The sequence below is a fragment of the Acuticoccus kandeliae genome, from assembly GCF_003073115.1.
The window spans coordinates 1409065-1433190 of the sequence record NZ_QBBV01000002.1; the positions used below are offsets into that span (position 1 = coordinate 1409065).

At 69.1% G+C, this 24126-nt stretch carries 26 protein-coding genes; 13 read left to right on the forward strand and 13 right to left on the reverse strand.

Annotated features, from left to right (window positions below):
* Window positions 1-200: 200 nt before the first annotated feature.
* The 7 genes from DBV35_RS19200 to DBV35_RS19230 all read left to right on the forward strand — a co-directional run bounded on the left by DBV35_RS19200 (window position 201) and on the right by DBV35_RS19230 (window position 5174).
* Entirely contained in the window at window positions 201-569 is a 369-nt protein-coding gene (locus tag DBV35_RS19200) for a YciI family protein (protein WP_108661891.1), read from the forward strand.
* Entirely contained in the window at window positions 566-1822 is a 1257-nt protein-coding gene (locus tag DBV35_RS19205) for an RNA polymerase sigma factor (RefSeq protein ID WP_108661892.1), read from the forward strand. The genes DBV35_RS19200 and DBV35_RS19205 overlap by 4 nt, the downstream gene beginning before the upstream one ends.
* 103 nt (window positions 1823-1925) lie before the next feature.
* Window positions 1926-2354, forward strand: a complete 429-nt coding sequence (locus DBV35_RS19210; protein ID WP_108661893.1) for a YciI family protein — start codon at window positions 1926-1928, stop codon at window positions 2352-2354.
* A gap of 100 nt (window positions 2355-2454) precedes the next feature.
* Entirely contained in the window at window positions 2455-2940 is a 486-nt protein-coding gene (locus DBV35_RS19215; RefSeq protein ID WP_108661894.1) for a VOC family protein, read from the forward strand.
* Entirely contained in the window at window positions 2937-3413 is a 477-nt protein-coding gene (locus DBV35_RS19220) for a VOC family protein (protein WP_108661895.1), read from the forward strand. The genes DBV35_RS19215 and DBV35_RS19220 overlap by 4 nt, the downstream gene beginning before the upstream one ends.
* Entirely contained in the window at window positions 3410-4072 is a 663-nt protein-coding gene (locus DBV35_RS19225; RefSeq protein ID WP_108661896.1) for a DUF899 family protein, read from the forward strand. The genes DBV35_RS19220 and DBV35_RS19225 overlap by 4 nt, the downstream gene beginning before the upstream one ends.
* Before the next feature lie 148 nt (window positions 4073-4220).
* Window positions 4221-5174 carry a metal ABC transporter substrate-binding protein gene (locus DBV35_RS19230; protein WP_205648740.1) on the forward strand — a complete coding sequence of 318 codons (954 nt, stop codon included), beginning with the start codon at window positions 4221-4223 and terminating at the stop codon, window positions 5172-5174.
* A gap of 22 nt (window positions 5175-5196) precedes the next feature.
* On the opposite strand, the gene DBV35_RS19235 is transcribed toward DBV35_RS19230, so the two are convergent.
* Window positions 5197-6075, reverse strand: coding sequence for an alpha/beta hydrolase (locus tag DBV35_RS19235; RefSeq protein WP_157961858.1), 879 nt, complete (start codon window positions 6073-6075; stop codon window positions 5197-5199).
* Between the two features lie 15 nt (window positions 6076-6090).
* Window positions 6091-6498, reverse strand: a complete 408-nt coding sequence (locus DBV35_RS19240) for a Fur family transcriptional regulator (RefSeq protein ID WP_157961859.1) — start codon at window positions 6496-6498, stop codon at window positions 6091-6093.
* 133 nt (window positions 6499-6631) lie between these two features.
* On the opposite strand from DBV35_RS19240, the gene DBV35_RS19245 reads away from it, so the two are divergent.
* From DBV35_RS19245 to DBV35_RS19255, 3 genes are read left to right on the forward strand one after another with little or no spacing between them, the layout of a single operon-like run.
* Window positions 6632-6961 (forward strand): ArsR/SmtB family transcription factor, encoded by a 330-nt coding sequence (locus tag DBV35_RS19245; protein ID WP_108661900.1) that lies wholly within the window; start codon window positions 6632-6634, stop codon window positions 6959-6961.
* 54 nt (window positions 6962-7015) lie between these two features.
* A complete protein-coding gene (locus DBV35_RS19250; protein ID WP_108661901.1) occupies window positions 7016-8410 on the forward strand; it encodes an NAD(P)-binding domain-containing protein in 1395 nt (464 codons plus the stop codon).
* Complete coding sequence (locus DBV35_RS19255) at window positions 8407-9645, forward strand: MFS transporter (RefSeq protein ID WP_108661902.1); 1239 nt, start codon at window positions 8407-8409, stop codon at window positions 9643-9645. The genes DBV35_RS19250 and DBV35_RS19255 overlap by 4 nt, the downstream gene beginning before the upstream one ends.
* A 10-nt stretch (window positions 9646-9655) precedes the next feature.
* Here the strand turns inward: DBV35_RS19255 and DBV35_RS19260 are convergent, their stop codons facing one another.
* From DBV35_RS19260 to DBV35_RS19305, 10 genes are all read right to left on the reverse strand, one after another.
* Window positions 9656-10417, reverse strand: a complete 762-nt coding sequence (locus tag DBV35_RS19260) for an ABC transporter permease (protein ID WP_108661903.1) — start codon at window positions 10415-10417, stop codon at window positions 9656-9658.
* The gene (locus tag DBV35_RS19265) at window positions 10410-11270 is read right to left on the reverse strand and encodes an ABC transporter ATP-binding protein (protein WP_108661904.1); all 861 of its coding nucleotides are present in this window, start codon (window positions 11268-11270) and stop codon (window positions 10410-10412) included. Before DBV35_RS19265 ends, DBV35_RS19260 begins: the two co-directional genes overlap by 8 nt.
* Window positions 11267-12685, reverse strand: coding sequence for an allantoinase AllB (gene allB / locus DBV35_RS19270; RefSeq protein ID WP_108661905.1), 1419 nt, complete (start codon window positions 12683-12685; stop codon window positions 11267-11269). The genes DBV35_RS19265 and allB overlap by 4 nt, the downstream gene beginning before the upstream one ends.
* Window positions 12682-13473, reverse strand: a complete 792-nt coding sequence (locus DBV35_RS19275; RefSeq protein ID WP_108661906.1) for an SDR family NAD(P)-dependent oxidoreductase — start codon at window positions 13471-13473, stop codon at window positions 12682-12684. Before DBV35_RS19275 ends, allB begins: the two co-directional genes overlap by 4 nt.
* A 2-nt stretch (window positions 13474-13475) precedes the next feature.
* Window positions 13476-14522, reverse strand: a complete 1047-nt coding sequence (locus DBV35_RS19280; RefSeq protein WP_108661907.1) for an ABC transporter substrate-binding protein — start codon at window positions 14520-14522, stop codon at window positions 13476-13478.
* A 259-nt stretch (window positions 14523-14781) separates the two neighbouring features.
* The gene (locus tag DBV35_RS19285) at window positions 14782-15252 is read right to left on the reverse strand and encodes a RidA family protein (protein WP_108661908.1); all 471 of its coding nucleotides are present in this window, start codon (window positions 15250-15252) and stop codon (window positions 14782-14784) included.
* A 5-nt stretch (window positions 15253-15257) separates the two neighbouring features.
* Window positions 15258-16781, reverse strand: a complete 1524-nt coding sequence (locus DBV35_RS19290; protein WP_108661909.1) for a tripartite tricarboxylate transporter permease — start codon at window positions 16779-16781, stop codon at window positions 15258-15260.
* Between the two features lie 7 nt (window positions 16782-16788).
* Entirely contained in the window at window positions 16789-17214 is a 426-nt protein-coding gene (locus tag DBV35_RS19295) for a tripartite tricarboxylate transporter TctB family protein (protein ID WP_108661910.1), read from the reverse strand.
* Window positions 17211-18188 (reverse strand): Bug family tripartite tricarboxylate transporter substrate binding protein, encoded by a 978-nt coding sequence (locus tag DBV35_RS19300; RefSeq protein ID WP_108661911.1) that lies wholly within the window; start codon window positions 18186-18188, stop codon window positions 17211-17213. Before DBV35_RS19300 ends, DBV35_RS19295 begins: the two co-directional genes overlap by 4 nt.
* Before the next feature lie 64 nt (window positions 18189-18252).
* Window positions 18253-18933: a GntR family transcriptional regulator gene (locus DBV35_RS19305; protein ID WP_108661912.1), complete on the reverse strand. Its 681-nt coding sequence runs from the start codon at window positions 18931-18933 to the stop codon at window positions 18253-18255.
* 110 nt (window positions 18934-19043) lie between these two features.
* Between DBV35_RS19305 and DBV35_RS19310 the strand changes: the two genes are divergently transcribed.
* The 3 genes from DBV35_RS19310 (at window position 19044) to gltS (ending at window position 22506) form a co-directional block, all read left to right on the forward strand.
* A complete protein-coding gene (locus DBV35_RS19310) occupies window positions 19044-19988 on the forward strand; it encodes a hydroxymethylglutaryl-CoA lyase (protein ID WP_108661913.1) in 945 nt (314 codons plus the stop codon).
* A 9-nt stretch (window positions 19989-19997) separates the two neighbouring features.
* Window positions 19998-21206 carry a CaiB/BaiF CoA transferase family protein gene (locus DBV35_RS19315; protein ID WP_108661914.1) on the forward strand — a complete coding sequence of 403 codons (1209 nt, stop codon included), beginning with the start codon at window positions 19998-20000 and terminating at the stop codon, window positions 21204-21206.
* Between the two features lie 82 nt (window positions 21207-21288).
* Window positions 21289-22506: a sodium/glutamate symporter gene (gltS, locus tag DBV35_RS19320; protein WP_108661915.1), complete on the forward strand. Its 1218-nt coding sequence runs from the start codon at window positions 21289-21291 to the stop codon at window positions 22504-22506.
* On the opposite strand, the gene trpS is transcribed toward gltS, so the two are convergent.
* A complete protein-coding gene (gene trpS / locus DBV35_RS19325) occupies window positions 22496-23557 on the reverse strand; it encodes a tryptophan--tRNA ligase (RefSeq protein ID WP_108661916.1) in 1062 nt (353 codons plus the stop codon). The two genes, gltS and trpS, sit on opposite strands and share 11 nt — an antisense overlap.
* Window positions 23558-24126: the final 569 nt, after the last annotated feature.

Consider the following 24126-nt stretch of genomic DNA (forward strand, 5'->3'; position numbering starts at 1 on the left):
GTCAAGCGCGGCGGGCGCATCGCCCGTCCGCAAAATCGGCGCTTTCGGCGTGATCCTCTTCGCCGCGAGGGGCCGGAGGGGTGCGGTCGGCCCCCGCAAACGCCAACTGACAGGCGGCCGTGCTTGGCCGCATAAAAAAAATCCGCGCGCCGTGTCGGCATGGCCGCGCCGCGTGCGTCAGGGAAGAGAAGGAAGCGTCCATGCTGTTCACGATCCTCTGCTACCACACCGAAGCCACGACCACTGCCTGGACCAAGGAGGAGGACGATGCCGTCCTCGCAAAGCTCCATGCGGTCCACGCGCCGTTGCTGGAGGCCGGAAAGCTCGGCCCGGTGGTGCGGCTTCAGCCGACGCCCGGCGCGGCGACGATCCGCAATCCGGGCGAGCCGGCGGTGATGGACGGCCCCTTCGCCGAAACCAAGGAACAGCTTCTCGGCTTCTATGTCGTCGACTGCGCGTCCATGGACGAGGCCGTCGACATCGCGAAGTCGCTGAGCCGCGCCAATCCCGGCGGCGCCTACGAGGTTCGACCGATGCAACTCTTCAGACCCGGCGCCCTCGCCCCATGAGCGTCAGCACGGCATGGATGGCGACTGTCCTCGCCGGCGCGCGGCCGAGGGTCGTCGCGGCGCTCCTGCGCTATTTTCGCGACCTCGACACCGCCGAGGAGGCCTTCCAGGAGGCGTGCCTGCGCGCGTTGAAGCGCTGGCCGGCCGAGGGGCCGCCGAAGAATCCGGGCGGCTGGCTCATCATTGTCGGCCGGAACGCCGGGATCGACGCCAAGCGCCGCCGCGCCAAGGAGGCCGCGCTCCCGGACGAGGAGGCGATCTCCGACCTCTCGGACGCCGAGGCCGAGGCCGTCGACAATCTCGACACCGCCGCCTATCGCGACGACATCCTGCGCCTCCTCTTCGTCTGCTGCGACCCGGCGCTGCCGGCGACGCGGCAGATCGCGCTGGCGCTGAGGATCGTGTGCGGCCTCTCCGTGCCCCAGATCGCGAGCGCCTTCCTCGTCGGCGAGGCGGCGATGGAGCAGCGCATCACGCGCGCGAAGAAGACCATCGCCGACGCCGCCGTCCCCTTCGCTCCGCCCGGCCCCAGCGAGCGCACGCGGCGGCTCGGAGCGGTCGCGGGCGTCATCTATCTGATGTTCAACGAGGGCTACACGACGGGCGTCGCCGAAGCGGGGGCGCGCGCGCCGCTCTCGCGCGAGGCGATCCGCCTCGGCCGCCTCCTCGCGGACCTCTACCCGGACGAGCCGGAGATCCTCGGCCTCCTCGCCCTGATGCTCCTCCAGCACGCCCGTGCGTCCGCTCGCTTCGACCGGGACGGCGCGGTCATCCTCCTCGACCAGCAGGACCGCACCCTGTGGAACGGGGCCGCGATCGCGGAAGGCACGCGCCTCGTGACCCGCGCGCTCCAACAGGGCGCGCCGGGCCCCTACCAGATCCAGGCCGCGATCGCCGCCGTCCACGGCGCGGCGAAGACCGCCGAGGAGACCGACTGGCTCGAGATCGAGGCGCTCTACGCGGTCCTGTCGCGCCTCCAGCCCTCGCCCGTCGTCAGCCTCAACCGCGCCGTCGCGGTGATGAAGGCGCACGGCCCGGCGGCGGCGCTCGCGATGATCGATCCGCTTGAGAAGGACCTTGCCAACTATTTCTATTTCCACGGCGCGCGCGGCGCGGTCCTGAAGGCGCTCGGCCGCCGGGACGACGCGCGCGAGGCTTTCATGCGCGCCGTCTCGCTCGCCCGCACCGCCGTCGAAGCGGCCCACATCCGGGCCGAAATCGACGCTCTCTCGGACGAAAACGGCCCCGACTGAATTTTTTTTCCATCGCGATGTCGGGAACGGGTTCACCCGTGCGTCTTCTAGTCGAGGGGTCGATGAAAACCCCACCAAGGGACCAGGAAAAGGCACCGACACCATGAAATTTGTTGTGTTCGTGAAGGGGACGGCCGGCTACGAGGCCGGCGCAATGCCCACCGAGGCGCTGATCGCGGAGATGACCGCCTTCAACGAAGAGCTGAGCAAGGCGGGAATCATCGTCATGGGCGAGGGGCTGCACCCCTCCTCCGACTCCAAGCGCATCGCCTTCCACGGCAACGAGCGGACCGTGATCGACGGCCCCTTCGCCGAGACCAAGGAGCTCGTCGCGGGCTTCTGGATCTGGGAATGCGCCTCGATGGACGAGGCGATGTCGTGGGCCAAGCGCTGCCCGAAGCCGCACGACGAGGATTGCGAGATCGAGATCCGTCAGGTGTTCACGATGGACGAGTTCGGCGAGGCGCTGACGCCGGAGCTGCGCGCCCGCGAGGACGCCCTGCGCGTCGAGATCGAGAAGCGGCGCGGCTGATCGCGCCGCGCCCGACCCGTCGCGCGCGTTCGCGACGGCGACGATCCCCCTTTTTCCGCGCCGCGCGGTTCGCCGGCGCCGACAACACATTGGAGAGACCATGTCAGAGGCGAGAGAAAAGGCTGCGGCCTACGGGATGAACGGCGTGTCCCCCCACCTCGTGTGCAAGGACGCGTTCAAGGCGATCGAGTTCTACAAGGCCGCCCTTGGAGCTGAGGAGATGGCGGTGTTCACGATGCCGGACGGCGGCCTCATGCACGGGTGCCTTTCGATCAACGGATCGTCCGTGATGATCGCGGAGGAGAACCCCAGCTGCGGGAGCGCCTCCCCGCTCACGCTGAAAGGCACGCCCGTCTCGATCCACCTCATCGTGGACGATGTCGACGCCGCGCTGCAGACGGCGGTCGACGCGGGCGCGACGCTTATCATGCCCGCCGAGGACATGTTCTGGGGTGACCGGTTCGGGGTGATCGACGACCCGTTCGGGCACCGCTGGAGCATGGCGACGCCGGGAAAGCCGATGTCGAAGGCGGAAGTGGAAGAGGCGGCGGTGAAGGCGTTCGCCGCGGCGGGGGCAGCCCAATGACCAAGGTCAGCACCTGCCTCTGGTTCGAGAAGGACGGCGAGGAGGCGGCCGCCTTCTACGTCTCGCTCATCCCGAACAGCGCGATGGGCGAGATTTTCCGCCCCGAGCCCGGCGGCCCGGCGCTCGTCGTCACCTTCACCCTCGACGGCACGCCCTTCATGCTTCTGATGGGCGGGCCGGAATTCCAGCAGTCGGAGGCGGCATCCATCGTCGTCTCGACCGACGATCAGGCCGAGACCGACCGGCTCTGGGAGCGGCTGACGGCCGATGGCGGCAAGCCGAGCCAGTGCGGCTGGCTGAAGGACAAGTATGGCGTGTCCTGGCAGATCGTCCCGAAGGTGATCCCGCAATATCTCACCGGGCCGGACCGCGCCGCGGCGGGCCGCGTGATGAGCGCGGTGATGGGGATGGGCAAGATCGACGTGGCGGCGGTCGAGGCCGCCTTCCGCGGCAGCACCGAGGCGGTGTCATGACGGGCGACCATCCCGCGGTCGTCGACGCGGCAGCGTGGCGGGCCAGTCTCGCCGCCATCCGCGCCGACGAGAAGGCGCTCACCGAGATGCATGATCGCCTCGCCGCGCGCCGGCGCGCGGCGCCGTGGGTGGCGGTGACGAAGGCCTACGCCTTCAACGGGCCGGAGGGGGCGCTCGCCCTCCCCGACCTCTTCGCCGGACGGCGCCAGCTCATCGTCTATCATCACATGCTGAAACCGCAGGATCCAGACCCCTGCTCCGGCTGCGCGATGGTCGGCGACCAGATCCCGCACCTTTCCCACCTCCACGCGCGCGACACCACGCTCGCCTTCGTCTCGCGCGCCCCGATCGCGGAGATCGAGGCCTTTCGCGCCCGGATGGCATGGGACCTGCCCTGGTACGAGACTACCGACGACTTCAATCCGGACCACGACGTGAATGGCGGGTTCGGCCTCAACGTCTTCATCCGCGAGGGCGACGCGATCTATCGCACCTACTTCACCAAGGGGCGGGGCATGGAGACGCTCGGCACCATCTGGACCTTCCTCGACCTCACCCCGATGGGGCGGCAGGAGAAGTGGGAGGACGGCGCGGCGTGGGTGGCGAAGGGCGCGCCCTACCAGTGGTGGCGGCTCCACGACGAGTACGGGACGCCCTAGCGGCGGCCCGTACTCGCATCCGCCGGGGATGGTGCGATTCCGGCTGGACGGATGTTATGTTATATCATACGAACGTCGGCGAGGCGCAGGCGATGGTCCCCTGCGCGACGACTTGAAAGGACGGACGATGGTCTCTCGCCGATCGTTCATGGCCGCCACATCGGGGCTGGTGCTCATTCTCGCGACCGCCGGGCCCGGCTCGGCGCAGGACAGGCTCGCGGTGATCACGAGCTTCTCCATCCTCGGCGACATGGTCGGACAAATCGGCGGCGACGCCGTCACCGTCTCCTCCCTCGTCGGCCCGAACGGCGACGCGCACGTCTACGAGCCGACGCCCGCCGACGCCCGCGCCCTCGCCGGCGCGCCCCTCCTCATCACCAACGGGCTCGACTTCGAGGCGTGGCTGCCGCGCCTCGTCGAGGCGTCGGGCTTCGCCGGCACCGAGATCGTCGCGAGCCAAGGCGTCACCCCGCGCCGCTGGACCGAGGAAGAGGGCCACGCGGACGAGGACCACGACGATGATCATGAAGAGGCGCACGACGCGGCGCACGAGGAGGAGCATCTCCACGGCGAGTACGACCCGCACGCCTGGCAGGACCTTTCCAACGGCGTGATCTATGCGCGCAACATCATGGATACGCTGGTCGCCGCCGACCCCGCCCATGCCGATCAGTATCGCGAGCGCGGGGCGGCCTATATCGCCGCGCTGGAAGCGCTCGATGCGGAGATCCGCGCCGAGATCGCGGGCCTTCCGGACGACCGGCGCACCGTCGTCACCAACCACGAGGCGTTCGGCTATTTCGGCGACGCGTACGGGATCCGGTTCGTCGCGCCCGAGGGGCTCAGCACCGACGCGGAGGTCTCGGCCGCCGACATCGCGCGGATCATCCAGCAGATCCGGCGCGAGAACATCAAGGCGGTGTTCGTCGAGAACGTCACCGACAACCGGCTGATCGAGCAGATCTCGCGCGAGACGGATTCCACCGTCGGCGGCACGCTCTATTCCGACTCCCTGTCGAAGCCGGACGGGCCGGGCGCGACCTATCTCGACATGTTCCGCCACAACGCGACGGCGCTGCTCTCCTCCCTCAAGGCGAGCTGACCCGCGCCCCCCGCGGTCGCCGTCAGCGCACGGCGCCCGCGGGGCTCTGGGCGAGCGTGATCTCGGCCACCTCGTCCGGAAACTCCTCGTGGACGAGGAGTTTTCCGCGCCGCAGGGCGTGGAGCGTCACGCCCCTCACCGACCCCATCGCCTCGATCTCGGCCTTCGATCCGCGCGGCGTCTCGAGCCCGTAGACGATGTCGACGCCGGCCTTGCAGGCGGCGAGCGCGGCGAGTGCGTCCTCGCGGCAGGAAAAGGGATCGAGCCCGCCGGTGACGAAGCGGACCGAGGCGTGCCGCGCGCCCTCAGCCTCGGCCACCGCGCGCTTCTCGATGAGGCGCGCCCCGGCGAGCATCGACGGGTCGGAATAGACGTGCTCGGCCGCCATCTTGCGGACCATGAACGGGTTGACGTTGAGGCGGTAGAGGAGCGGGCCAAGCGCCGGCCGGTCCACGATGCGCCGCGCCTTCGCGAACCAGGGGCGCGTGCCCTTCATCATCGTCGGCAGCGGCCCGCGCCAGGTGGGCGCCGCGAAGACGACCCGCCGCGCGAGCGCGGGGTCGCGCTGGAAAGCGCGCATCACATAGCCCGCGCCATGGCCCGCCGCGACGATGAGGTCGGGCTGCGGGCAGATCTCGCGCAGGACGAAATCGAGATAGCCGTCGAACATGACCGGCGTCCAATCGACGAAGGGGCGCGGGCGGTCGCCGAAGCCCGGCCAGTCGATCGACACCGTCGCGTAGCGGCCCGCGAGGCGCTCCTGCAGAGGGCGCATCTCGAACCGCGTCGCGATCGAGCTCAGCGCAGGGAGGAGGAGCGCGCGCGGGCCGGTGCCCGCCCGCGTCAGCCCGATCGCGACCCGCTTGCCGCTGACATTCCAGAAGACGCTTTCATCCGCCATGTTACTCGCCATCACTCAATCGGCCGGGTGCGCGGCCGCACACGCCGCGCAACGCCCCTTCAACTCGACCGTCGCCGTCTCCATCCGGAAGCCGATCTCGGCCGCCTGCGCCTCGACCGCCGTGCGCACCCCGACGCCGCGCAGCTCCTCGATCCGCCCGCACTCGGAGCAGATCGCGAAGACGGGGACGGCGTGGTCGTGCTTCGGGTCGCTGCAGGCGACATAGGCGTTGATCGATTCCAGGCGATGCACCTGCCCCTGATCGACCAGATAGTCGAGCGCGCGATAGACCGTCGGCGGCGCCGAGATGCCATGCTCGCGCACCTGGTCGAGCACCTGATAGGCGCTCATCGGCCCCTTGGCCGACCGCAGCACGCGGTAGACGTGCTCGTGGTTGCGCGTGGACGAGCGGGCACGCTTCATCGACAGTCCTTCAAGAGCCGGGTCGCTTGGCCCGACCATTCCCCAAACGGCGCACAAATTCCAGACGGCGTGGCGACGGACCGCGCGATGCAACCCCCTATGCGGGCGCGAAAATCTGCGATATCGTATTTCCATGAATGTCGAAATAGCAGCACAGCAGCTCGAAGCGCTCGGCAATCCCACGCGGTTGCGGATCTATCGCGCCCTCGTGCGCGCCGGGCGTGAAGGCCTTCCCGTCGGCACGCTCCAGGCGCGGGTCGGGATCGCCGCCTCCACCCTCTCCCACCATCTGCGCCGCCTCGTGGAGCGCGGCCTCGTCACGCAGGAGCGGCGCGCGACCACCCTCATCTGCCGCGCCCACTACCCGACAATGGCCGCCCTCATCGGCTACCTCGCCGACGAATGCTGCGCCGACGAGGGGGACCCGGCCGTCCCGGCGTGCTCGGACGGGACCAACTGCTAGATCGTCATTTTGCCCATTATTTCGATAATGCTGGAAAAATAGAAGGAGCCTTCGATGCCTGAGCTTTCGGACCTTCCCGTCGCGATCATCGGCGCCGGCCCCGTGGGGCTCGCGGCTGCCGCGCACGTCATGGAGCGCGGCATGGCGGCCCGCGTCCTGGAACGCGGCGCCGACGCCGGGGCGGCCGTGCGCGATTGGGGGCATGTGCGCCTCTTCTCGCCCTGGCGCTTCAATGTCGACGACGCCGCCCGCCGCCTCCTCGAGACGACGGGATGGACGGCGCCCGACCCCGACCGCCTCCCGACCGGGGCGGAGCTCCTGGCGGACTATCTCGCCCCCCTCGCCCGCCACCCGCACCTTGCGCGCGCGATCACCTATGGCGCGACGGTCACCGGCATCACCCGCGAGGGGCTCGACAAGAGCGGGTCGACGGACCGGGCCGAGGCCCCCTTCCTCGTGCGCTGGCGCGACGCAAGCGGCGCCACCCGGACGGAGCGCGCCCGCGCCGTGATCGATGCCAGCGGGACGTGGGGCACGCCGAACCCGATGGGGACCGACGGTCTCCCCGTCCCCGGCGAGGCGGCGGCCGCGGCGCTGATCGACACCGGGATCCCCGACATTCTCGGCGCGCGCCGGGCGGATTTCGCGGGCCGGCGCGTGCTCGTCGTCGGCAGCGGGCATTCGGCGATCAATGCCGTGCTCGACCTCATCCGGCAGAAGGCCGACGCGCCGGGAACAATGATCCTCTGGGCGCTCCGTCACGACCGCCTCGCGCGCCTCTTCGGCGGCGGCGCGGACGACCAGCTCGCGGCGCGCGGGGCGCTCGGCATCGCGGCACGCGAGGCCGTGGAGGCGGGCGACGTGCGCCTCCTCGCCCCCTTCGCCGCCACCGCGATCCACGCGAGCGGGGACGGCCTCACCATCGAGGCGACCCATCAGGGCGCGCCGATGACGCTCGCCGTCGATCGCGCGATCGTCGCGACCGGCTTCCGGCCGGACCTCGCGCTGCTGCGCGAAGTGCGTGTCGGCCTCGATCCGGTGGTGGAGGCCCCAAGCGCACTCGCCCCTCTCATCGACCCGAACCTCCACTCCTGCGGCACCGTCCCGCCGCACGGCGCGGCCGAACTTGCCCACCCCGAGCCCGGCCTCTTCATCGCCGGGGCGAAGTCCTACGGGCGCGCGCCGACCTTCCTGATGGCGACCGGCTACGAGCAGGTCCGCTCCATCGCCGCACACCTCGCGGGCGACGAGGTAGCCGCGCGCGCGGTTCATCTCGTTTTGCCGCAGACGGGGGTTTGCAGTTCCGATCTCGTGGAGGAAGGATGCTGCGCGCCCGTTGAAGCGGCGGAGCGGGAGGCCTGCTGCGGGGCCGACCTCGCCGCCAAGCGCGCGGGCGCGGCGGGCTGCGGGTGCGGCGCGCCCCTCGACATGGATCGCATCGACGCATGAACACTGGAGCGACCGCCGCCACGAGCCTCCCGGACGACGAACCGGCGGGCCGGCGGCGGGTCATCATCTCGGCCCTCGGCCTCACGCAGATCCTCGCGTGGGGCTCGTCCTACTATCTCCTCGCCGTGCTCGCGAAGCCCATCGCGACGTCCACCGGCTGGGCCTATGGCGCGGTGATCGGCGGCTTCTCCGTCGGTCTCCTCGTCTCCGGCCTCATCTCGATCCGCGTCGGCCAGCTCATCGACCGGTTCGGCGGGCGGCCGGTGCTGACCGCAAGCTCGATCGCGCTCGCCGCGGGCCTCGCCCTCCTCGCCGCATCGACGAACCTTGCAATTTATCTCCTCGCCTGGGTCATCGTCGGGATCGGCATGGGAGCAGGGCTCTATGATGCGGGCTTCTCGACGCTCGGCCGCCTCTACGGCGCGAAGGCGCGCAGCGCGATCACGACGCTGACCCTCTGGGGCGGCTTCGCGAGCACCGTCTGCTGGCCCCTCTCCGCGCTCCTCGTCGATACGGTCGGCTGGCGCGGCGCCTGCCTCGTCTATGCGGGGATCCACCTCGCGATCTCCCTGCCGCTCCACATCTTCATGGTGCCGTCTGAAGCGCGGCGCGATCCGCCGCCGCCTCCGCCCCGGCGCGTCGCGCGGCCGGACGCGCAGACGAAGAACCGCACGCACCTCGTCATCCTCCTCGCGGTCCTGCTGACGAGCGGCGGCATCATCTCGGCCACCTGGTCGGTGCATCTCATCGCAATCCTGGAGGCGGGCGGGGTCGGTCTCGCGGCGGCGGTCGCGCTCGGCGCGCTCGTCGGCCCGGCGCAGGTCGGCGCGCGCGTCGTCGAGATGCTCGGCGGCAACCGCTACCACCCGATCTGGACGATCACGGCGGCGACCGTCCTGATCGCGGCCGGCCTTATTCTCCTGTGGTCGGGCTTCCCGCTCCCCGCCGCCGCTCTCATCGCCTATGGCGCGGGCAACGGCATCTGGTCGATCGCGCGCGGGACGCTGCCGCTCGCCCTTTTCGGGGCCGAGGGCTACGCCCGGCTGATGGGGCGCCTCGCGATGCCGAGCCTCATCGCACAGGCCCTCTCCCCGTTCGCCGCCGCGATCCTGATGCAGCGGGCCGGGGCGCACGCGACGCTGACCGCGCTCGTCGCGCTCGGCCTTCTCAACGTCGCGGGCGTCGCCGTGCTCTGGGCCCTCTCCGCGCGGGTGCGCGAGGCGACGCGGGTCTGACCCCTCGTTCTTACCCCGCCTTGCGCATCGCCCAACCCGTCACCCGGCGCTCGATCAGCGAGAAGATCACGTAGAGCGAGACGCCGAGGAAGGAGAGGATCGCGAGCCCCGCGAACACGAGCGGCACGTTGAAGGAGGAGGAGGCGATGATCATCATGTTGCCGATCCCCCGGTTCGAGGCGACCGTCTCGGCGATGACCGAGCCGACGAAGGCGAGCGTGATCGCGACCTTCAGCGAGGCGAAGAAATAGGGCATCGAGCGCGGCAGGCCGACATTCCAGAGGATGTCGAACTTTGTCGCCTTCATCGAGCGCATCACGTCTTCCAGCTCCGGCTCCACCGTGGCGATGCCCGTCGCGACGTTCACGACGATCGGGAAGATGCAGATGATCATCGCCGTCAGGATCGCCGGCACCGTCCCCGCGCCGAACCACAGGACGAAGATCGGCACGACCGCGACCTTCGGGATCGACGAGATGCCGACGAGGAGCGGATAGGCGGTGTCGAAGGCGAGGCGCGAGGAGCCGATGAGGACGCCGAGCGACAGGCCGATGACGACGCCGAACGCGAACCCCACGATCGTTGTGTAGAGGGTCTGGTAGGCGTGCGGGGCGATGCCGGGCGCGTACTCGATGAGGGTCGCGATTACCTGTGTCGGGCGCGGCAGGATGAGGTCGGAGATGTGGAAGAGCCGGCAGGCGAGCTCCCACGCGACGAACACGCCGACGATCAGTATCGCCGAGTAGATTTTCCGGCGCACGACCTCACTCATGGCCGCCTCCCCGCGCGGCTTTGCCCGTCGGGGTGCGCACGATCTTCTCGCGCAGGTCCTGAACGAGGGCGGTGAAGTCCGGCTCGAAGGTGAGGCCGAGATGGCGCGGGCGCGCGAAAGGCACGGTGCGATCCTCCAGGATGCGCCCAGGGCGCGGGCTCATCACGCAGATGCGGCTCGCGAGATAGGCCGCCTCGCGCAGATCGTGGGTGACGAGGAGCACCGTCGAGCGCCGCTCCATCCACAGATCCTGCATCGTCGACCACAGCTCCTCGCGGGTGAACTGATCGAGCGCGCCGAACGGCTCGTCGAGGAGAAGGAGGTCCGGGTCGTGGACCAGCGCGCGGCACAGATTCGCCCGCTGCTGCATCCCGCCGGAGAGCTGCCAGGGATAGGAATCGGCGAAGTCGATGAGGCCGACATGCTCCAGCAGCGCGTCGACCCGCTCGCGATAGGCCCCGTTCTTGTTCGCCCGATAGCTCTCGCGGAAGGGGCGCACGATCTTGAGCGGCAGCATCACGTTGGCGCGGATCGTCTTCCACGGCAGCAGCGTCGAGGCCTGGAAGGCCATGCCGACGCGCACCGGGTTCGCGCCGAGCTCGCGCCCGGCGAAGAAGATGTGCCCGCTCGTCGGCTTCATCAGTTCGGCGACGAGCTTCAGGATCGTCGACTTACCGCAGCCGGACGGACCGACGAGCGCGACGAAATCCCCCTTCTCGACCTTCAGCGTGGTCGGCTGAAGCGCCTCGGTGCGCGCCTTGCCGGTGCCGTAGGTGGCCGAGACCGCGTCGAACTCGATCAGCGGCGCGCCTTCGAGCACCGCCGCGGTGGGGATCGCCGCGTGCGCGATCATGCGGCGCGCGCCTCGGCGAGCAGATATTCGAGGCTCTCTTCCACATGGCGCGGCGCGGGCTGTGCCATTTGCTGGATGTCCGTCACCTGACGCCCGTGCCCCTCGAGACCCGGAACGAGGGTCCGGTCGCGCTGCACGAAGGTGCCGCGCACCAGGGTGTGGACGGGGGCGCCGATCGTCTCGCGCCCCTCGAAGGGCGTGATGCGGGCGCGCGAATGGAGGCGCTCGGCGGCGATCGTCTCGCGCCGGCCCATGTCGACGACGGCGATGTCGGCATCCGCCCCCACCCCGATCCGGCCCTTCCGCGGCCACAGGCCAAAGGCGCGGGCGGGGTTTCCGGCCGACATCTTCACATATTGGGAGAGGCTCATCCGGCCCTTGGCGACCTCGGTGAGCATCAGGGGCATCTGCGTCTCGACGCCGGGGAAGCCGCAATCGGCCTTCCAGATCACCGGGTTGATCTTCTCTTCGGGCGTGTGCGGCGCGTGGTCGGTCGCGATCATGTCGACGAGACCGGACTGAAGCGCGTCCCAGATCGCGTCCGCGTCCTTCGCCTCGCGCACCGGCGGGTTCACGCGGATGACGCTGCCGAGCCGGTCATAGTCGGCCGTGGTGAGGAAGAGATAGCAGGGGCAGGTCTCGCCGGTGATGTCGACGCCGCGCGCCTTCGCCTCCGCGAGCGGGCGCAATTCGCCGGCCGAGGAGATGTGGAGGACGTGGACGCGCGCGCCGGTCCATTCGGCGAGGACGGCGGCGCGGCCCACCGCCTCGATCGCGACGATCTCCGGCCGGGCGGCGACGTGGGCGAGCGGATGGTCGATCCCGGCCGCCTCCAGCCGCTCCTGCCGCCAGGCCATGATGGAGGCCGTCTCGGCATGGAGGGAGATGCGAAGGCCCGTCTTCGCCGCGATCTCGAACCCTTCGAGCATCGCCCCGGTCGAGGGCGAGGGCAGGTTGCCGAAGGTGTTGCCCATGAAGCATTTGAAGGCGTTCACGCCGGCGGCGGCGAGCGCTTCGAGTTCACCGATATTGTCCTCGGCGAGGAGGCCGTAGAGGCCGAAATCGACGCGTGCCTTGCGCGCCGCGGCCCGCTTCTCGCGCAGCTCCGCGACGGAGCGCGTCGGCGGGTTGGTGTTCGGCATCTCGAAGACGGTGGTGACGCCGCCCATCGCGGCCGCCGCCGTCCCCGTGCCCCAGTCTTCCTTGTGGGTGTAGCCCGGCTCGCGGAAGTGGACGTGGACATCGATCGCGCCCGGCAGGAGATGGTGGCCCGCGACGTCGACCTGCTCGCGCGCGGCCGGCATCGTCTCGGCGAGACCGACGGCGACGATGCGGCCGCCATCGATCGCGACGTCCGCGCGCGCCTCGCCACCCTCGGTGACGACCGTGCCGCCGGTGAGGACGAGGTCGATCATAGCGCCGCCCACCCGCCATCGACCGGGAGGTCGACGCCGGTGATCTGGCGCGAGACGTCGGAGGCGAGGAAGAGGGTCGCCGCGGCGATGTCCTCGTCGGTGGAGACGCGGCGGAGGGCGTAGTCGGCGGCGTGGCGCTCGGCCGCCTCTGCCTCGGTGATGCCGAGCCGCGCGGCCATCTCCGGCACCACCTTCGTGTAGAAGCGCGGGCCGGCGACCATGCCGGGCGCGACGCAGTTCACGTTGATGTTGTCGGGGCCGAGCTCCAGCGCGAAGCTCTTCGTAAGACCGCGCAGGCCCCACTTCGAGCTCGAATAGGAGAGCCGCCCCGCCTTGCCGCGCATCCCGAAGGTGCCGCCGACATTGACGATCTTGCCGTAGTGCTGGCCCTGCATGATCGGCGCGATGGCCCGGATCATGTGGAACGGCCCGCCGATATTGAGGGAGACGATGTCGTCGAACTCTTCCGGCGTCGTCTCGATGCCGGACTTGCCGATCGGCCCCGTCCCGCCCGCGACGTTCACGAGGATGTCGATCCGCCCGAACGTCGCGAGGACGTGCGCGACGCCCGCCTCGACGGCCGCGGCGTCGGTCACGTCGCACGCGACGACCTCCACCTTGCGGCCCATCTCGCGGCACTCGGCGGCGACCGGCTCGATCGCCCCGGTGTCGCGGCCGAAGAGGGCGAGATCGACGCCCTCCCCCGCGAAGGCGCGCGTGATCGCTGCGCCCATTCCCTTTGCCGGCCCGGTGACGACCGCCACCTGCCCGTTCATCTTCAAGTCCATGATCAGATCAGCTCGTAGATCCGCTCGTCTTCGGGCGGGAGGAAAGCATCGGTGAAGATCTCATCGACCGACGGGGTGCGCGGCAGCTCGTTCGCCTGCACCACGATGTCGATCGCCTTCTTCATCCGCTCAGGGTCGATGTTGCCGAGGCTCACGACCTTGACCTCGTCGTGCGCCATCTCGTCCTCGAGGGTCGCGATCAGGCGCTCCTTCTCGACCGCCTTGTTGATGAGCGGCTCGCGCGAGGCGACGGCGTCGATGCCGGCGTCGAAATCCTTCAGCGTGTCGGCGATGCCCTTGTTGATGCCGCGCACCAGGGCGCGCACCGCGTCGGGGTTCGATTCGGCGAGCGCCTTCGAGACGATGATGCCGTTGGAATAGAGGTCCATCCCATAGTCGCCGTAGTTGATGAAGCGGATCTCGGTGTCGGGATCCATCCCGGCGAGCTTGGCGGAGAAGCGGATCGTGTTGACGTAGCCGAAGACGCCGTCGACCTGGCCGCTCTTCAGCATCTGCTCGCGCAGGTTCGGCGCGAAATTCAGGATCTCGATCCCGGCGGTGTCGATGCCGGCGATGTTGGTGAAGGCCGGCCAGAGCTTCAGCGCGCCGTCATTGGCCGCGCCGCCGAGCTTGTGGCCTTCGAGGTCCTTCGCCGACTGGATCTCGCTGGAGGCGAGCACGCCGACGGTGAAGGGCGGGGTGTTGTACATCTGGTAGACGCAGATCGGCGCCTCCTCCGGCTTCGTCGCGGCGAGCTGGATGAGGGCGTTGACGTCGCCGAAGCCGACATCGTAGGCGCCGGCGGCGACCTGGCCGACCGCCGCGCCCGAGCCGTTGCCCTGGTCCATCACGACGTCGAGCCCGGCTTCCTTGAAGTAGCCCTTGTCCTGCGCAAGGAAGAACCAGGCCTGCGGGCCCTGATAACGCCAGTTGAGGATCAGCTTGAGCGTCGTCGGGTCCTGGGCGAAGGCCGGCAGGCCGAGGCCGGCGGCGCCGAGAGCTCCGGCGGCGGCGGAGGTCTTGAGAAAATCACGTCGCGTGGGGCGCATATCCAAGCTCCTGGAGGGTGGCGGACAAAAACGCGGCGGCGCCGGACCGAGGCCGGCGCGCGGGGCTCGACACCCCGGTGAGCCTCACTGTGCTGCGAGGGGGCGGTGCTGTCTTGTGCCAATATTGCGCTAGGCCGTAGCCAAAAAGGCTACACTCGGCGCGCCCGACCAGCGGCCGTTGGACAAAGAAAAACCGCCCCGGCGCGGTGCGCCGGAGCGGCTTGGAACGGGCGGTGACGCGGCCGTTGCGGCCGAAGCATCAATCCGCGACGACGACGATCGCATCCACCTCGACGGCGGCGTTCACCGGCAGGCCCGCCACGGCGACCGCCGTGCGCGCGTGCCGCCCCGCCTCGCCGAACACATCGATGAAGACGGCCGAGGCGCCGTTGATCACCTGCGGGCTCATGCTGAAGCCGAGCGTGCCGGCGACGAAGCCGCCGAGGCGCTGGATCTGGACCACGCGGTCGAGATCGCCGTCGCAGGCGAGCTTCAGCGTGTAGAGGAGGTTGATCGCGCAGACGCGCGCGGCCTTGGCCGCCTCCTCCACGGAGACGCCCCCTTCGCCGACGGGGCCGTGGCAGATCACCTCCCCGTCCCACTCGCACAGCTGGCCGGCGAGATGGACGAGCCGCCCCTCCTTTCGGAAGGGCAGGAAGTTGCCGCGCGGCGTCCAGGGCTTCGGCAGGACGATGCCGAGTTCGTCGAGGCGTTGGTCGATCCGGCCCATTGGTCTCATTCCTCCGTCAGGTGCGGCTCGCCGGGCTTGTGGGCCTTCCGGTCGCCGGCCGCCATGTAGACCGCGGTCGCGAGCAGGACGGCCGTTGCCGCATAGAGGCCCAGCGAGATCGGGCTCTGGAAGAGGATCGAGAAATCTCCGTCGGAAATCGAGAGGGCCCGGCGAAGATTGTTCTCCATGTCGGCGCCGAGAAGGAGGCCGAGCACGACCGGCACCAGCGAGACCTCGAGCTTGCGCAGCACGAAGCCGAGCACGCCGAAGCCGATCATGACCAGAAGGTCGAAGGAGGAGTGGCTGATCGAGTAGATGCCGAGGAAGCTCACCATCACCACGAACGGCATCAGCGCCCACTGCGGCAGCGACAGGATGCGCGTGAAGATGCCGATCATCGGGATGTTGAGGGCGAGGAGCACGAAGTTCGCAATATAGAGAGAGGCGATGAGGCCCCACACGATCTGCGGGTTGTTCTGGAAGAGGAGCGGGCCGGGCTGGATGTTCAGCGAGACGAGCATCGCGAGCATCACCGCCGTGGTGCCCGAGCCCGGAACGCCGAGCGTCAGCATCGGGATGAGCGCGCCGCCGCTCGCCGCGTTGTTGCCCGCCTCCGGCGCCGCGACGCCGCGCGGATCGCCCTTGCCGAACGTGTCGTTCTTGTTGGAGAGCCGCTTCTCGAACGAGTAGGACATCACCGCGCCGAGCGAGGCGCCCGCCCCCGGCAGGATGCCGGCGATGAAGCCGACGACCGAGCCGCGCAGCGAGGCGCCGAGGCCGGGCTTCAGGTCGGAGAAGCGCGGGATCAGGCGGCCGAGGCGCTTGATCGGCTCGGAGCCCTGGAGGTGCATCTCGAAGAGGAGGAGCACTTCGGAGATCGCAAAGAGGCCGACGATCGCGACGATCGGATCGAACCCGTCATAAAGGTGGAAGGAGCCGAGCGTGTAGCGCGCGGTGCCGGTCGCCGGGTCGAGGCCGACGGTGCCGATCATCAGACCGAGACAGGCGGCGAGCAGCGTCTTGATCGGGTTCGCGCCCGAGATGCCGCCGATCGTGGCGAAGGCGAGGACGTAGAGGGCGAAATAGTCGGCCGGGCCGAAATAGATCGCCGCCTTCGCGAGGAGCGGGGCGAAAAGGGTGAGGCCGACGGTCGCGAAGGTCGCCCCGATGAAGGAGGCGACGCCGGATATGGCGAGCGCTTCGGCGGCCTTGCCCTGGCGCGCCATCGGGTAGCCGTCCAGCGTCGTCATGATCGCGGGCTCGTCGCCCGGAATGTTCAGCATGATGGACGAGATGCGCCCGCCATACATCGCGCCATAATAGACCGCGCTCAGCATGATGAGGGCCGAGGTCGGGTCGAGCTTCAGCGAGAAGGCGAGCGGGATCAGGATCGCGACGCCGTTGACGGGACCGAGGCCCGGCAGCGAGCCGATGATCGTTCCCGCAAAGCAGCCGAACAGCGCGAGGGCGAGGTTCGTCGGGGTGAGCGCCACCTGAAAACCGGCGGCCAGAAAGGTCAGCGTTTCCATGGGTGCGTCAGATCGATGGTGAGAGGGGCAGCGGCAGGCCGAGCAGCACGTCGAACAGGATGAAGAGGAGCGGGCTCATGATGAGCGCCGCCGCTCCCGCCTTCAGCCAGGAGGTGCCGAGCAGCTTGGCGAGGAAGACCACGGCGATGAACGTCGCGATCGGGAATCCGAACGGCTCGAGAAGCAGCGCGTAGGCGATCAGGATGACGAGCGTCGTCCCCTGCCGCAGAAGCACCATGCCGCGTGACCACGACGGGTCCGGATCCGGCCGCAGGATCAGGCCCAGCGACAGAAGCGCCGCCGGGACCGAAAGCATCTGCGGAAAGGCCGCGGGGCCCAGAGGATCGCCGAAGCCAGCCTCATAGTTCCCCGCGGTCACGCCGTACCAGATCGACAAGGCCAGAAAGAAGAGCCCGACGATCCGATCACTCATTTGATGACCCCGATCTCCCGCGAAATCTCTTCCATCTGCTTGGCCTGTTCATTGACGTAGTCGTTGAACTCGGCACCGCCGCGCCAGATCGGGATGAGGCCGTTCGCCTTCGCCGCTTCCTGCCAGGCATCGCTCTTGAAGAGCGTGTCGAGCTTCTGGACCCAGGCGTCGTAGCCCTCGTCGCTCACGCCGCCGCCGGTGTAGAAGCCGCGCCAGTTGTAGCCGGTCACGTCATAGCCCTGCGAGGCGGCGGTCGGGATGTCCGGGAAGGCCGGGATCGGCTCGTCCGACATCGCGGCGAGAACCTTCACGTCGCCCGATTCCACGAAGCCCGCGATCTCGCCGAGATCGGTGACGACGACCTGCGTCTGGCCGCCCATCATCTGCGTCACGGCCGGCGTGCCGCCGTCGAACTGGACCCAGCGGATCTTGGTGAACTGGTCGGGGGTCATGCCCGCGGCCTTGGCGAGGAGAAGGAGACGGATGTGGTCCCAGCCGCCGGCCGCCGTCGAGCCCGAGGTCACGACCGAGCCGACGTCTTCCTTCATCGCGTTGAAGAGGTCGTCGAGCGTGTTGTAGGGCGAATCGGCCGAGACGAGCACGACGCCGACGTCCGCGCCCAGCATCGCGAGCCAACGCATGGCGTCGGTGCCGGCCGGGTACTTGCCCTGCGCGATCTGGGTGACGCCGACCGTCGAGGTCGCGACGAGGAGCGCCGGATCGTCGGCCCGGCTCGACATCACGCGCGCATAGGCCACCGCGCCGACGCCGCCCGGCATGTTGACAACCTGCACCGGCCCGTCCTCGATCCCCTCTTCGGTGAGGAGACGGCCGACGGTGCGGCAGGTGAAGTCCCAGCCGCCGCCCGGATCGGCCGGCGCGATGCACTCGGCCGCCTCGGCCTTGGTGGCGCCGATCGGCAGCGCACTCACCGCAAGCGCGGCAAGCGCGGCGGCGGACAGAATATGTTTCATGGGCAAAAGCTCCCTCAGTTGCTCGAGCGGCCGTGTATCCGGCCGTCTCTGGAGAAAAGCGGGGTCACGAGGACCCCACGACACTGCGTCGGCCGAGAATTCGGCGGGACGCTTCGATGGACGCCAGCACCTGCTTGTGCACCTCGCGGGCATGGGCGCGGACGGCCTCTGCTGCGCCGTCTTCATCCTTGGCACGAATGCGACGCAGAATCTCGGTGTGTTGGTCGTGCGTGATCTGGCTGCCGCTGCCGGCGCTGATCGCGAGCCAGCGGGCGCGGTAGGTCCGGGTCGTGATGTCCTGCACGGCGGCGCACAGGAAGCGGTTGCGCGACAGGGCCGCGAGGCGGACGTGGAAATCGAGCCCGATCTCCATCCATCCTTCGGGCGTAAATTCGCGCAGCCCCGCCTCGATCTCGGCCTGGATCGCGTCGAGCTCGTCCGCGCGCGCATGCTGGCAGGCGAGGCGCACGACCGCGTCCTCCACCACGTTGCGGTAGGCGAAGAGCTCGTTCAATTCGTCGAGATCGAAGGGGGCGACGATGTAGCCGCGCTGCGCGCGCTGGACGAGCCCCTCATAGATCATCTGGGTCAACGCCTCGCGCACGACGGTCCGCGACACGCCGTAGAGCGCCTCCAGCGCCCGCTCGGTGATCGCCTCACCCGGCGCAAGGGTCAGGCACATCACGTCCGCTCGCAAGCGACGCGTCGCCTCCTCCCGTGCGCTCGCATCGTCGCGCATGGTCATCGTCCTCCCCACCCGGCTGCTTATCGTTTGTTTCGTTTGACGCGCCGGTCGCGGCAACGGTATGCCAGCTTGGTCTACCGACACAACAGAAACTTGCCCCGGAGGGATCCGTGAACGCGCCGACACTGCCGAGCCGTGTTGATATCGTGGAGGTCGGCCTCCGGGACGGCATCCAAGCCGAGCCGGTCTACGTGCGGACCGATGAGAAGATCGCCATCGCTAAGGCCCTGATCGCGGCCGGCGTCAAGCACTTCGAGATTTCGTCCTTCGTCTCCCCGCGCGCGGTGCCGCAGCTCGCCGATGCCGCCGAGGTCGTCGCGGCCGTGCGGCAGGAGGGGGTGACCCTCTCGGCGCTGGTGCCGAACGTCAAAGGCGCCGAGCGCGCGGTCGAGGCCGGCGTCGACGCCATGGTCGTCTTCATGTCCGCCTCCGAGAGCCACAACCTGAAGAACGTCAATCGCACGCGCGAGGCGTCCATGGCGGGGTTCGCAGAGGTGTGCCGCATCGCCGAGTCGGCCGGCATCCCGGTCCACGGCGCGATCGCGACGGCCTTCGGCTGCCCCTTCGAGGGGATCGTCCGGGTCGAGACGATCGCCGACATCGCCAAGCAATATGCCGATCTCGGGATGCACACGGTGACGCTCGGCGACACGACGGGCATGGCGACGCCACCCCTCGTCACCGAGCGCTGCCGCGCGATCCTCGCGGCCCGGCCCGATCTCGAGATCGCGCTCCACTTCCACAACACGCGCGGCGTCGGCCTCGTGTGCGTCTATGCCGGCCTCATCGAGGGGATCACGCGCTACGAGTCTTCCATCGGCGGGCTCGGCGGCTGCCCCTTCGCGCCGAACGCGACGGGCAACATCTCGACCGAGGACCTCGTCTACATGCTCGACGAGATGGGCATCGAGTCGGGCGTCGACCTCGCCGCGATGATCGAGATCGCCAAGCGCGCCGAGAAGGCGGTCGAGCACGGCCTCCCCGGCCAGTTGATGAAGGCGGGCCCGCGCCTGCGCACCTATGGCATGGACAGCGTTCGCACCGCCGCCGGATAAAGAGACCTCATGACCGCCAAGCAGCCGCTCCACGGCATCACCATCGTCGACCTGACGCGGGTGCTGTCGGGCCCCTTCTGCACGCTGATGCTCGCCGATCTCGGCGCCGACGTCATCAAGATCGAGACGCACAAGGGCGATTCCACCCGCGTGCAAGGCACGTTGAAGAACGGCTTCTCCTGGTATTATGCCGCCTTCAACCGCAACAAGCGCTCGGTCGCGCTGGACCTCTACAGCCCCGAGGGGCGGGAGGTGCTGACGCGGATGCTGTCGACCGCCGACGTCATGGTGGAGAATTTCCGCCCGGGCGTCCTCGACAAGATGGGCTTCGGTGCGGAGCGGCTGCGGGAGATCAACCCGCGCCTCGTCACCGCGAGCGTCAACGGGTACGGCTCGACCGGCCCCTATGTGGACCGCCCCTCCTTCGACTTCATCGCCCAGGCGATGAGCGGCCTCATGAGCGTCAACGGGCGTGAGGGGGAGGAGCCGCTGCGCTCGGCGACGCCGATCACGGACATCCTCGCCGGCCTCTATTGCGCGCTCGGGATCGTCGCGGCGTTGCGGGCGCGCGACCTCAACGGGGTCGGCCAGCACGTCGAGGCGGCGATGGTGAACGGGGCGATCTCCACCCTCGCCTATCTCGCCGCCGAATATTTCGTCACCGGCGAGATCCCGAAGCGCACCGGCAACGACCACCCCATCATGTCGCCCTACGGCCTCTTCACGGCGGCGGACGGGTCGGTGGCGGTCGCCCCGTCGAACGACACGATCCTGCGGCGCTTCCTCAGGATCATCGACCTCGAATGGGTGATCGACGATCCGCGCTACGACACCAACCAGAAGCGCTATCATGTGCGCCACGAGATCGACGCGCTCGTGAACGAGAAGCTCGTCGCCGAGAAGGTCGACCACTGGATCGACCGGCTCAACAAGGGCGGCGTCCCGTGCGGGCGCGCCCTCGACATCGCCGAGGTGTTCGCCGACCCGCAGGTGATCGCGCAGGAGATGGCGATCGATGTCCCCCATCCGGGGCGGGGCAATGTGCGGATGCTCGGCTTCCCGATGAAGTTCTCGCAGACGCCCTGCGTCGTGCGCGCCCCCGCGCCAGAGCTCGGCATGGACGGCCCGGCCGTCCTCGCCGCGAACGGCTACAGCGAGGACGAGATCCGCGCGCTCGAGGCGCTCGGCGTCCTCAAGACGCCGCAACCCGCGGCCTGAACAGGGTGGCCACCCGGCGCACCGGGTTGCCAGCACGGCGCCGTCCCGCTTTCATGGGACGGCAACGCCGACCGGGTGCGCGATGATTGTCGATTCGAACCTCATCCACATCGACGCGCTGATGGCGTTCACGGCGGGCATCGTCGTCTATTTCATCGGCGCGAAGCTCACCCGTTCGGTCGGGTTCCTGCGCGAATACAACATCCCGGAGCCCGTCAGCGGCGGCTTCCTCGTCGCGATCCTCACCCTCCTCGTCTTCTGGGTGAGCGGTCGGCAGGTCGTCTTCGACCTTGCCGCGCGCGACGCGCTGCTGATCTATTTCTTCACCATCGTCGGCCTCAACGCGCGCCTCTCCGACCTCGCGCGCGGCGGGCGGCCGTTCCTGATCCTCCTCTGCCTCACGATCGTGCTCGTGGTGCTCCAGAATGTCGTCGGCACCGCCGTCGCCCTCCTCGGCGGGCTGCCGCCCCAGGCCGGCATCCTCCTCGGCTCGGCCTCCTTCATCGGCGGGCACGGCACGGCGATCGCCTGGGGGCCGACGATCGCGGAGCGCTTCGGCGTCGCGGGCGCGGCCGAGCTCGGCACCGCCGTCGCGACGCTCGGCCTCATCTCGGCGAGCATGCTCGGCGGGCCGGTCGCCAAGTTCCTGATCGAGCGCAACCGCCTGGAGCCCGCGACGGAGGGGGCCGGCGTGTTCATCGTGCCGGAGGACGCGGGGCCGGCGCAGAAGACGTTCGACCATGTGGACGTGATGCGCACCCTCCTCGCCGTCCACCTCGCGATCTTCATCGGCCTCGCGGTCCATGATCTGATCGAGGCGGCGGGGCTGAAGATGCCCCTCTTCGTCCCCTGCCTCCTCGCCGGCATCCTCCTCACCAACACCGTCCCGTTCGTGTTCAAGAACGTGGGGTGGCCCTCGCGCACGCCCGCGACGGCGATGGTGTCGGACTTCAGCCTGTCGGTCTTCCTCGCGATGTCGCTGATGAGCATGCAGCTGTGGACCCTCGCGGGGTCCGCCTTCGTGCTCATCGCGACGCTTGTCGCGCAGGTCGCGATCGTCGGCGCGTTCATCTTCCTCGTCTTCTTCCGCCTCATGGGGCGGGACTATTTCGCGGCCGTGCTGTCGGCGGGCTTCGCCGGCTTCACGCTCGGCGCGACGCCGACAGCGATCGCGAACATGGGGGCCGTCACGAAGCGCTACGGCCCCTCCCCGCTCGCCTTCATCGTGCTGCCGCTCGTCTCGGCCTTCTTCGTCGACATCATCAACGCCGTGGTCATCCAGGCCTTCCTCACGCTGTGAGGGCGCGCGGCCCATGGGCAGACGCGAGGGTGAGGTCGGCAAGGGTCAGGCCGAGCCCGGCACGCACCTCGTGCAGCGTCGCCTGCGTCACCGCCCTGGCCCGCCGCGTCCCCTCGTCGAGGACGGAGAGCACGTAGCCGGGGTCGGCCGCGATCTCGGCGCGCCGCTTGCGGATCGGGTCGAGGAAGGCGACGAGGATCTCCTCCAGCCGCCGCTTGGTGACCATGTCGCCGAGCCCGCCCCGCCGGTAAGCCGCCTTCATCGCCGCGACCTCCGCCTCGTCCTCGGCGAAGGCGTCGAGATAGGTGAAGACCACGTTGCCCTCGACCGTGCCAGGATCGCTCGCGCGCAGATGGTTGGGGTCGGTGTACATGCGCCCGACCGCCTCGCGGATCATGTCGGGCGTCGCCGAGAGGGGGATCGCGTTCCCCTGCGACTTCGACATCTTGCCCTTCCCGTCGACGCCCGGAAGGCGCGCGACGCGCGAGAGCCGCGCCTCCGCCTCCACGAGCACGGGCCGTCCCGCCTGGCGGTTGATGCGGCGCACGATCTCGTTGGTCTGCTCGATCAGCGGCACCTGGTCCTCGCCGACGGGAACGACCGTCGCCTTGAAGGCGGTGATGTCGGCGGCCTGGGCGACCGGGTAGCACAGGAACCCCGCCGGCACGTCGCGCTCGAAGCCGCGCAACTGGATCTCGGCCTTGATGGTGGGGTTCCGCTCCAGCCGCGAGACGGTGACGAAGTTCATGTAGAGCATCGTCAGCTCCGCGAGCGCGGGGAGCTGCGACTGGACGGCGATCGTCGTCACGCCCGGGTCGACGCCGACCGCGAGATAGTCGAACGCGACCTCAAGCACGTTGCGCCGGATCCGCGAGGGATCGTCGGCATTATCGGTCAGCGCCTGGAGATCGGCGAGCAGCAGATATTGGCAGTGGCTCTCCTGGAGAGCGAGGCGGCTCTTCAGCGATCCGGCATAGTGGCCGAGATGGAGCGGCCCCGTGGTGCGGTCCCCGGTGAGGACGACGGGGCGCGTGTCGAGATTGGTCGGCATTTGGCTTTCCTTTGTTGAGGGCCGCCACGACCTGGGTGTTTTGTCGGGAAATGTCCGCGCACCTGCCAGATCATGGCGGCAGGCACGTTCAGAACATGAGTGCTCACCGCTCCGTCAGACGGAGCGCCACCACATCGCGCTGAAGAGGCGGATCGAGCAGGTCATGGAAATCGGATGCCTGAGGGCGCCCGCGACGGCAAGCCTTTTCGCGCACGAGGCTGCGCGGCGGCCGCCGGCGGTCCGGCGAGCCCCCTCCCCCGCGCCTCGAATTTTTTTTCGTCGGTCACCGAAAAAAATCGGGCGGTCAAAGCCCCGGATCGGCCGTGCCGGCGGGGTCGGAGCCGTCGCCGTGCGGGAGGCGATTTGCGAAAAGCCCAGGAAAGCTGAGCCTTCCAACAGGAGAATGACGGTTGGTGAGTTTTCCACAGCCCCTCGAAAACGGCCGTGTTGACACCGGTGGGGCGGCTGCGTATATCCCCAACCACCGACGGGGCGCGACGCCAACCGGCGCCGCCCTGGAAGGCTTCAGGGACAGATTGGCCAGATGGCCCGAGAGATCGGGGCAAGGG

Coding starts and splice junctions, on each gene's coding strand:
- DBV35_RS19220 (WP_108661895.1), top strand. CDS start 2,937: ATGACCAAGGTCAGCACCTGCCTCTGGTTCGAGAAGGACGGCGAGGAG.
- DBV35_RS19240 (WP_157961859.1), bottom strand. CDS start 6,498: ATGAAGCGTGCCCGCTCGTCCACGCGCAACCACGAGCACGTCTACCGC.
- trpS (WP_108661916.1), bottom strand. CDS start 23,557: ATGCCGACCAATCTCGACACGCGCCCCGTCGTCCTCACCGGGGACCGC.
- DBV35_RS19285 (WP_108661908.1), bottom strand. CDS start 15,252: ATGGGCCGGATCGACCAACGCCTCGACGAACTCGGCATCGTCCTGCCG.
- DBV35_RS19210 (WP_108661893.1), top strand. CDS start 1,926: ATGAAATTTGTTGTGTTCGTGAAGGGGACGGCCGGCTACGAGGCCGGC.
- DBV35_RS19300 (WP_108661911.1), bottom strand. CDS start 18,188: ATGAAACATATTCTGTCCGCCGCCGCGCTTGCCGCGCTTGCGGTGAGT.
- DBV35_RS19260 (WP_108661903.1), bottom strand. CDS start 10,417: ATGAGTGAGGTCGTGCGCCGGAAAATCTACTCGGCGATACTGATCGTC.
- DBV35_RS19275 (WP_108661906.1), bottom strand. CDS start 13,473: ATGGACTTGAAGATGAACGGGCAGGTGGCGGTCGTCACCGGGCCGGCA.
- DBV35_RS19235 (WP_157961858.1), bottom strand. CDS start 6,075: ATGGCGGATGAAAGCGTCTTCTGGAATGTCAGCGGCAAGCGGGTCGCG.
- DBV35_RS19255 (WP_108661902.1), top strand. CDS start 8,407: ATGAACACTGGAGCGACCGCCGCCACGAGCCTCCCGGACGACGAACCG.
- DBV35_RS19250 (WP_108661901.1), top strand. CDS start 7,016: ATGCCTGAGCTTTCGGACCTTCCCGTCGCGATCATCGGCGCCGGCCCC.
- allB (WP_108661905.1), bottom strand. CDS start 12,685: ATGATCGACCTCGTCCTCACCGGCGGCACGGTCGTCACCGAGGGTGGC.
- DBV35_RS19230 (WP_205648740.1), top strand. CDS start 4,221: ATGGCCGCCACATCGGGGCTGGTGCTCATTCTCGCGACCGCCGGGCCC.
- DBV35_RS19245 (WP_108661900.1), top strand. CDS start 6,632: ATGAATGTCGAAATAGCAGCACAGCAGCTCGAAGCGCTCGGCAATCCC.
- DBV35_RS19280 (WP_108661907.1), bottom strand. CDS start 14,522: ATGCGCCCCACGCGACGTGATTTTCTCAAGACCTCCGCCGCCGCCGGA.
- DBV35_RS19200 (WP_108661891.1), top strand. CDS start 201: ATGCTGTTCACGATCCTCTGCTACCACACCGAAGCCACGACCACTGCC.
- DBV35_RS19215 (WP_108661894.1), top strand. CDS start 2,455: ATGTCAGAGGCGAGAGAAAAGGCTGCGGCCTACGGGATGAACGGCGTG.
- DBV35_RS19225 (WP_108661896.1), top strand. CDS start 3,410: ATGACGGGCGACCATCCCGCGGTCGTCGACGCGGCAGCGTGGCGGGCC.
- gltS (WP_108661915.1), top strand. CDS start 21,289: ATGATTGTCGATTCGAACCTCATCCACATCGACGCGCTGATGGCGTTC.
- DBV35_RS19295 (WP_108661910.1), bottom strand. CDS start 17,214: ATGAGTGATCGGATCGTCGGGCTCTTCTTTCTGGCCTTGTCGATCTGG.
- DBV35_RS19290 (WP_108661909.1), bottom strand. CDS start 16,781: ATGGAAACGCTGACCTTTCTGGCCGCCGGTTTTCAGGTGGCGCTCACC.
- DBV35_RS19265 (WP_108661904.1), bottom strand. CDS start 11,270: ATGATCGCGCACGCGGCGATCCCCACCGCGGCGGTGCTCGAAGGCGCG.
- DBV35_RS19305 (WP_108661912.1), bottom strand. CDS start 18,933: ATGACCATGCGCGACGATGCGAGCGCACGGGAGGAGGCGACGCGTCGC.
- DBV35_RS19205 (WP_108661892.1), top strand. CDS start 566: ATGAGCGTCAGCACGGCATGGATGGCGACTGTCCTCGCCGGCGCGCGG.
- DBV35_RS19315 (WP_108661914.1), top strand. CDS start 19,998: ATGACCGCCAAGCAGCCGCTCCACGGCATCACCATCGTCGACCTGACG.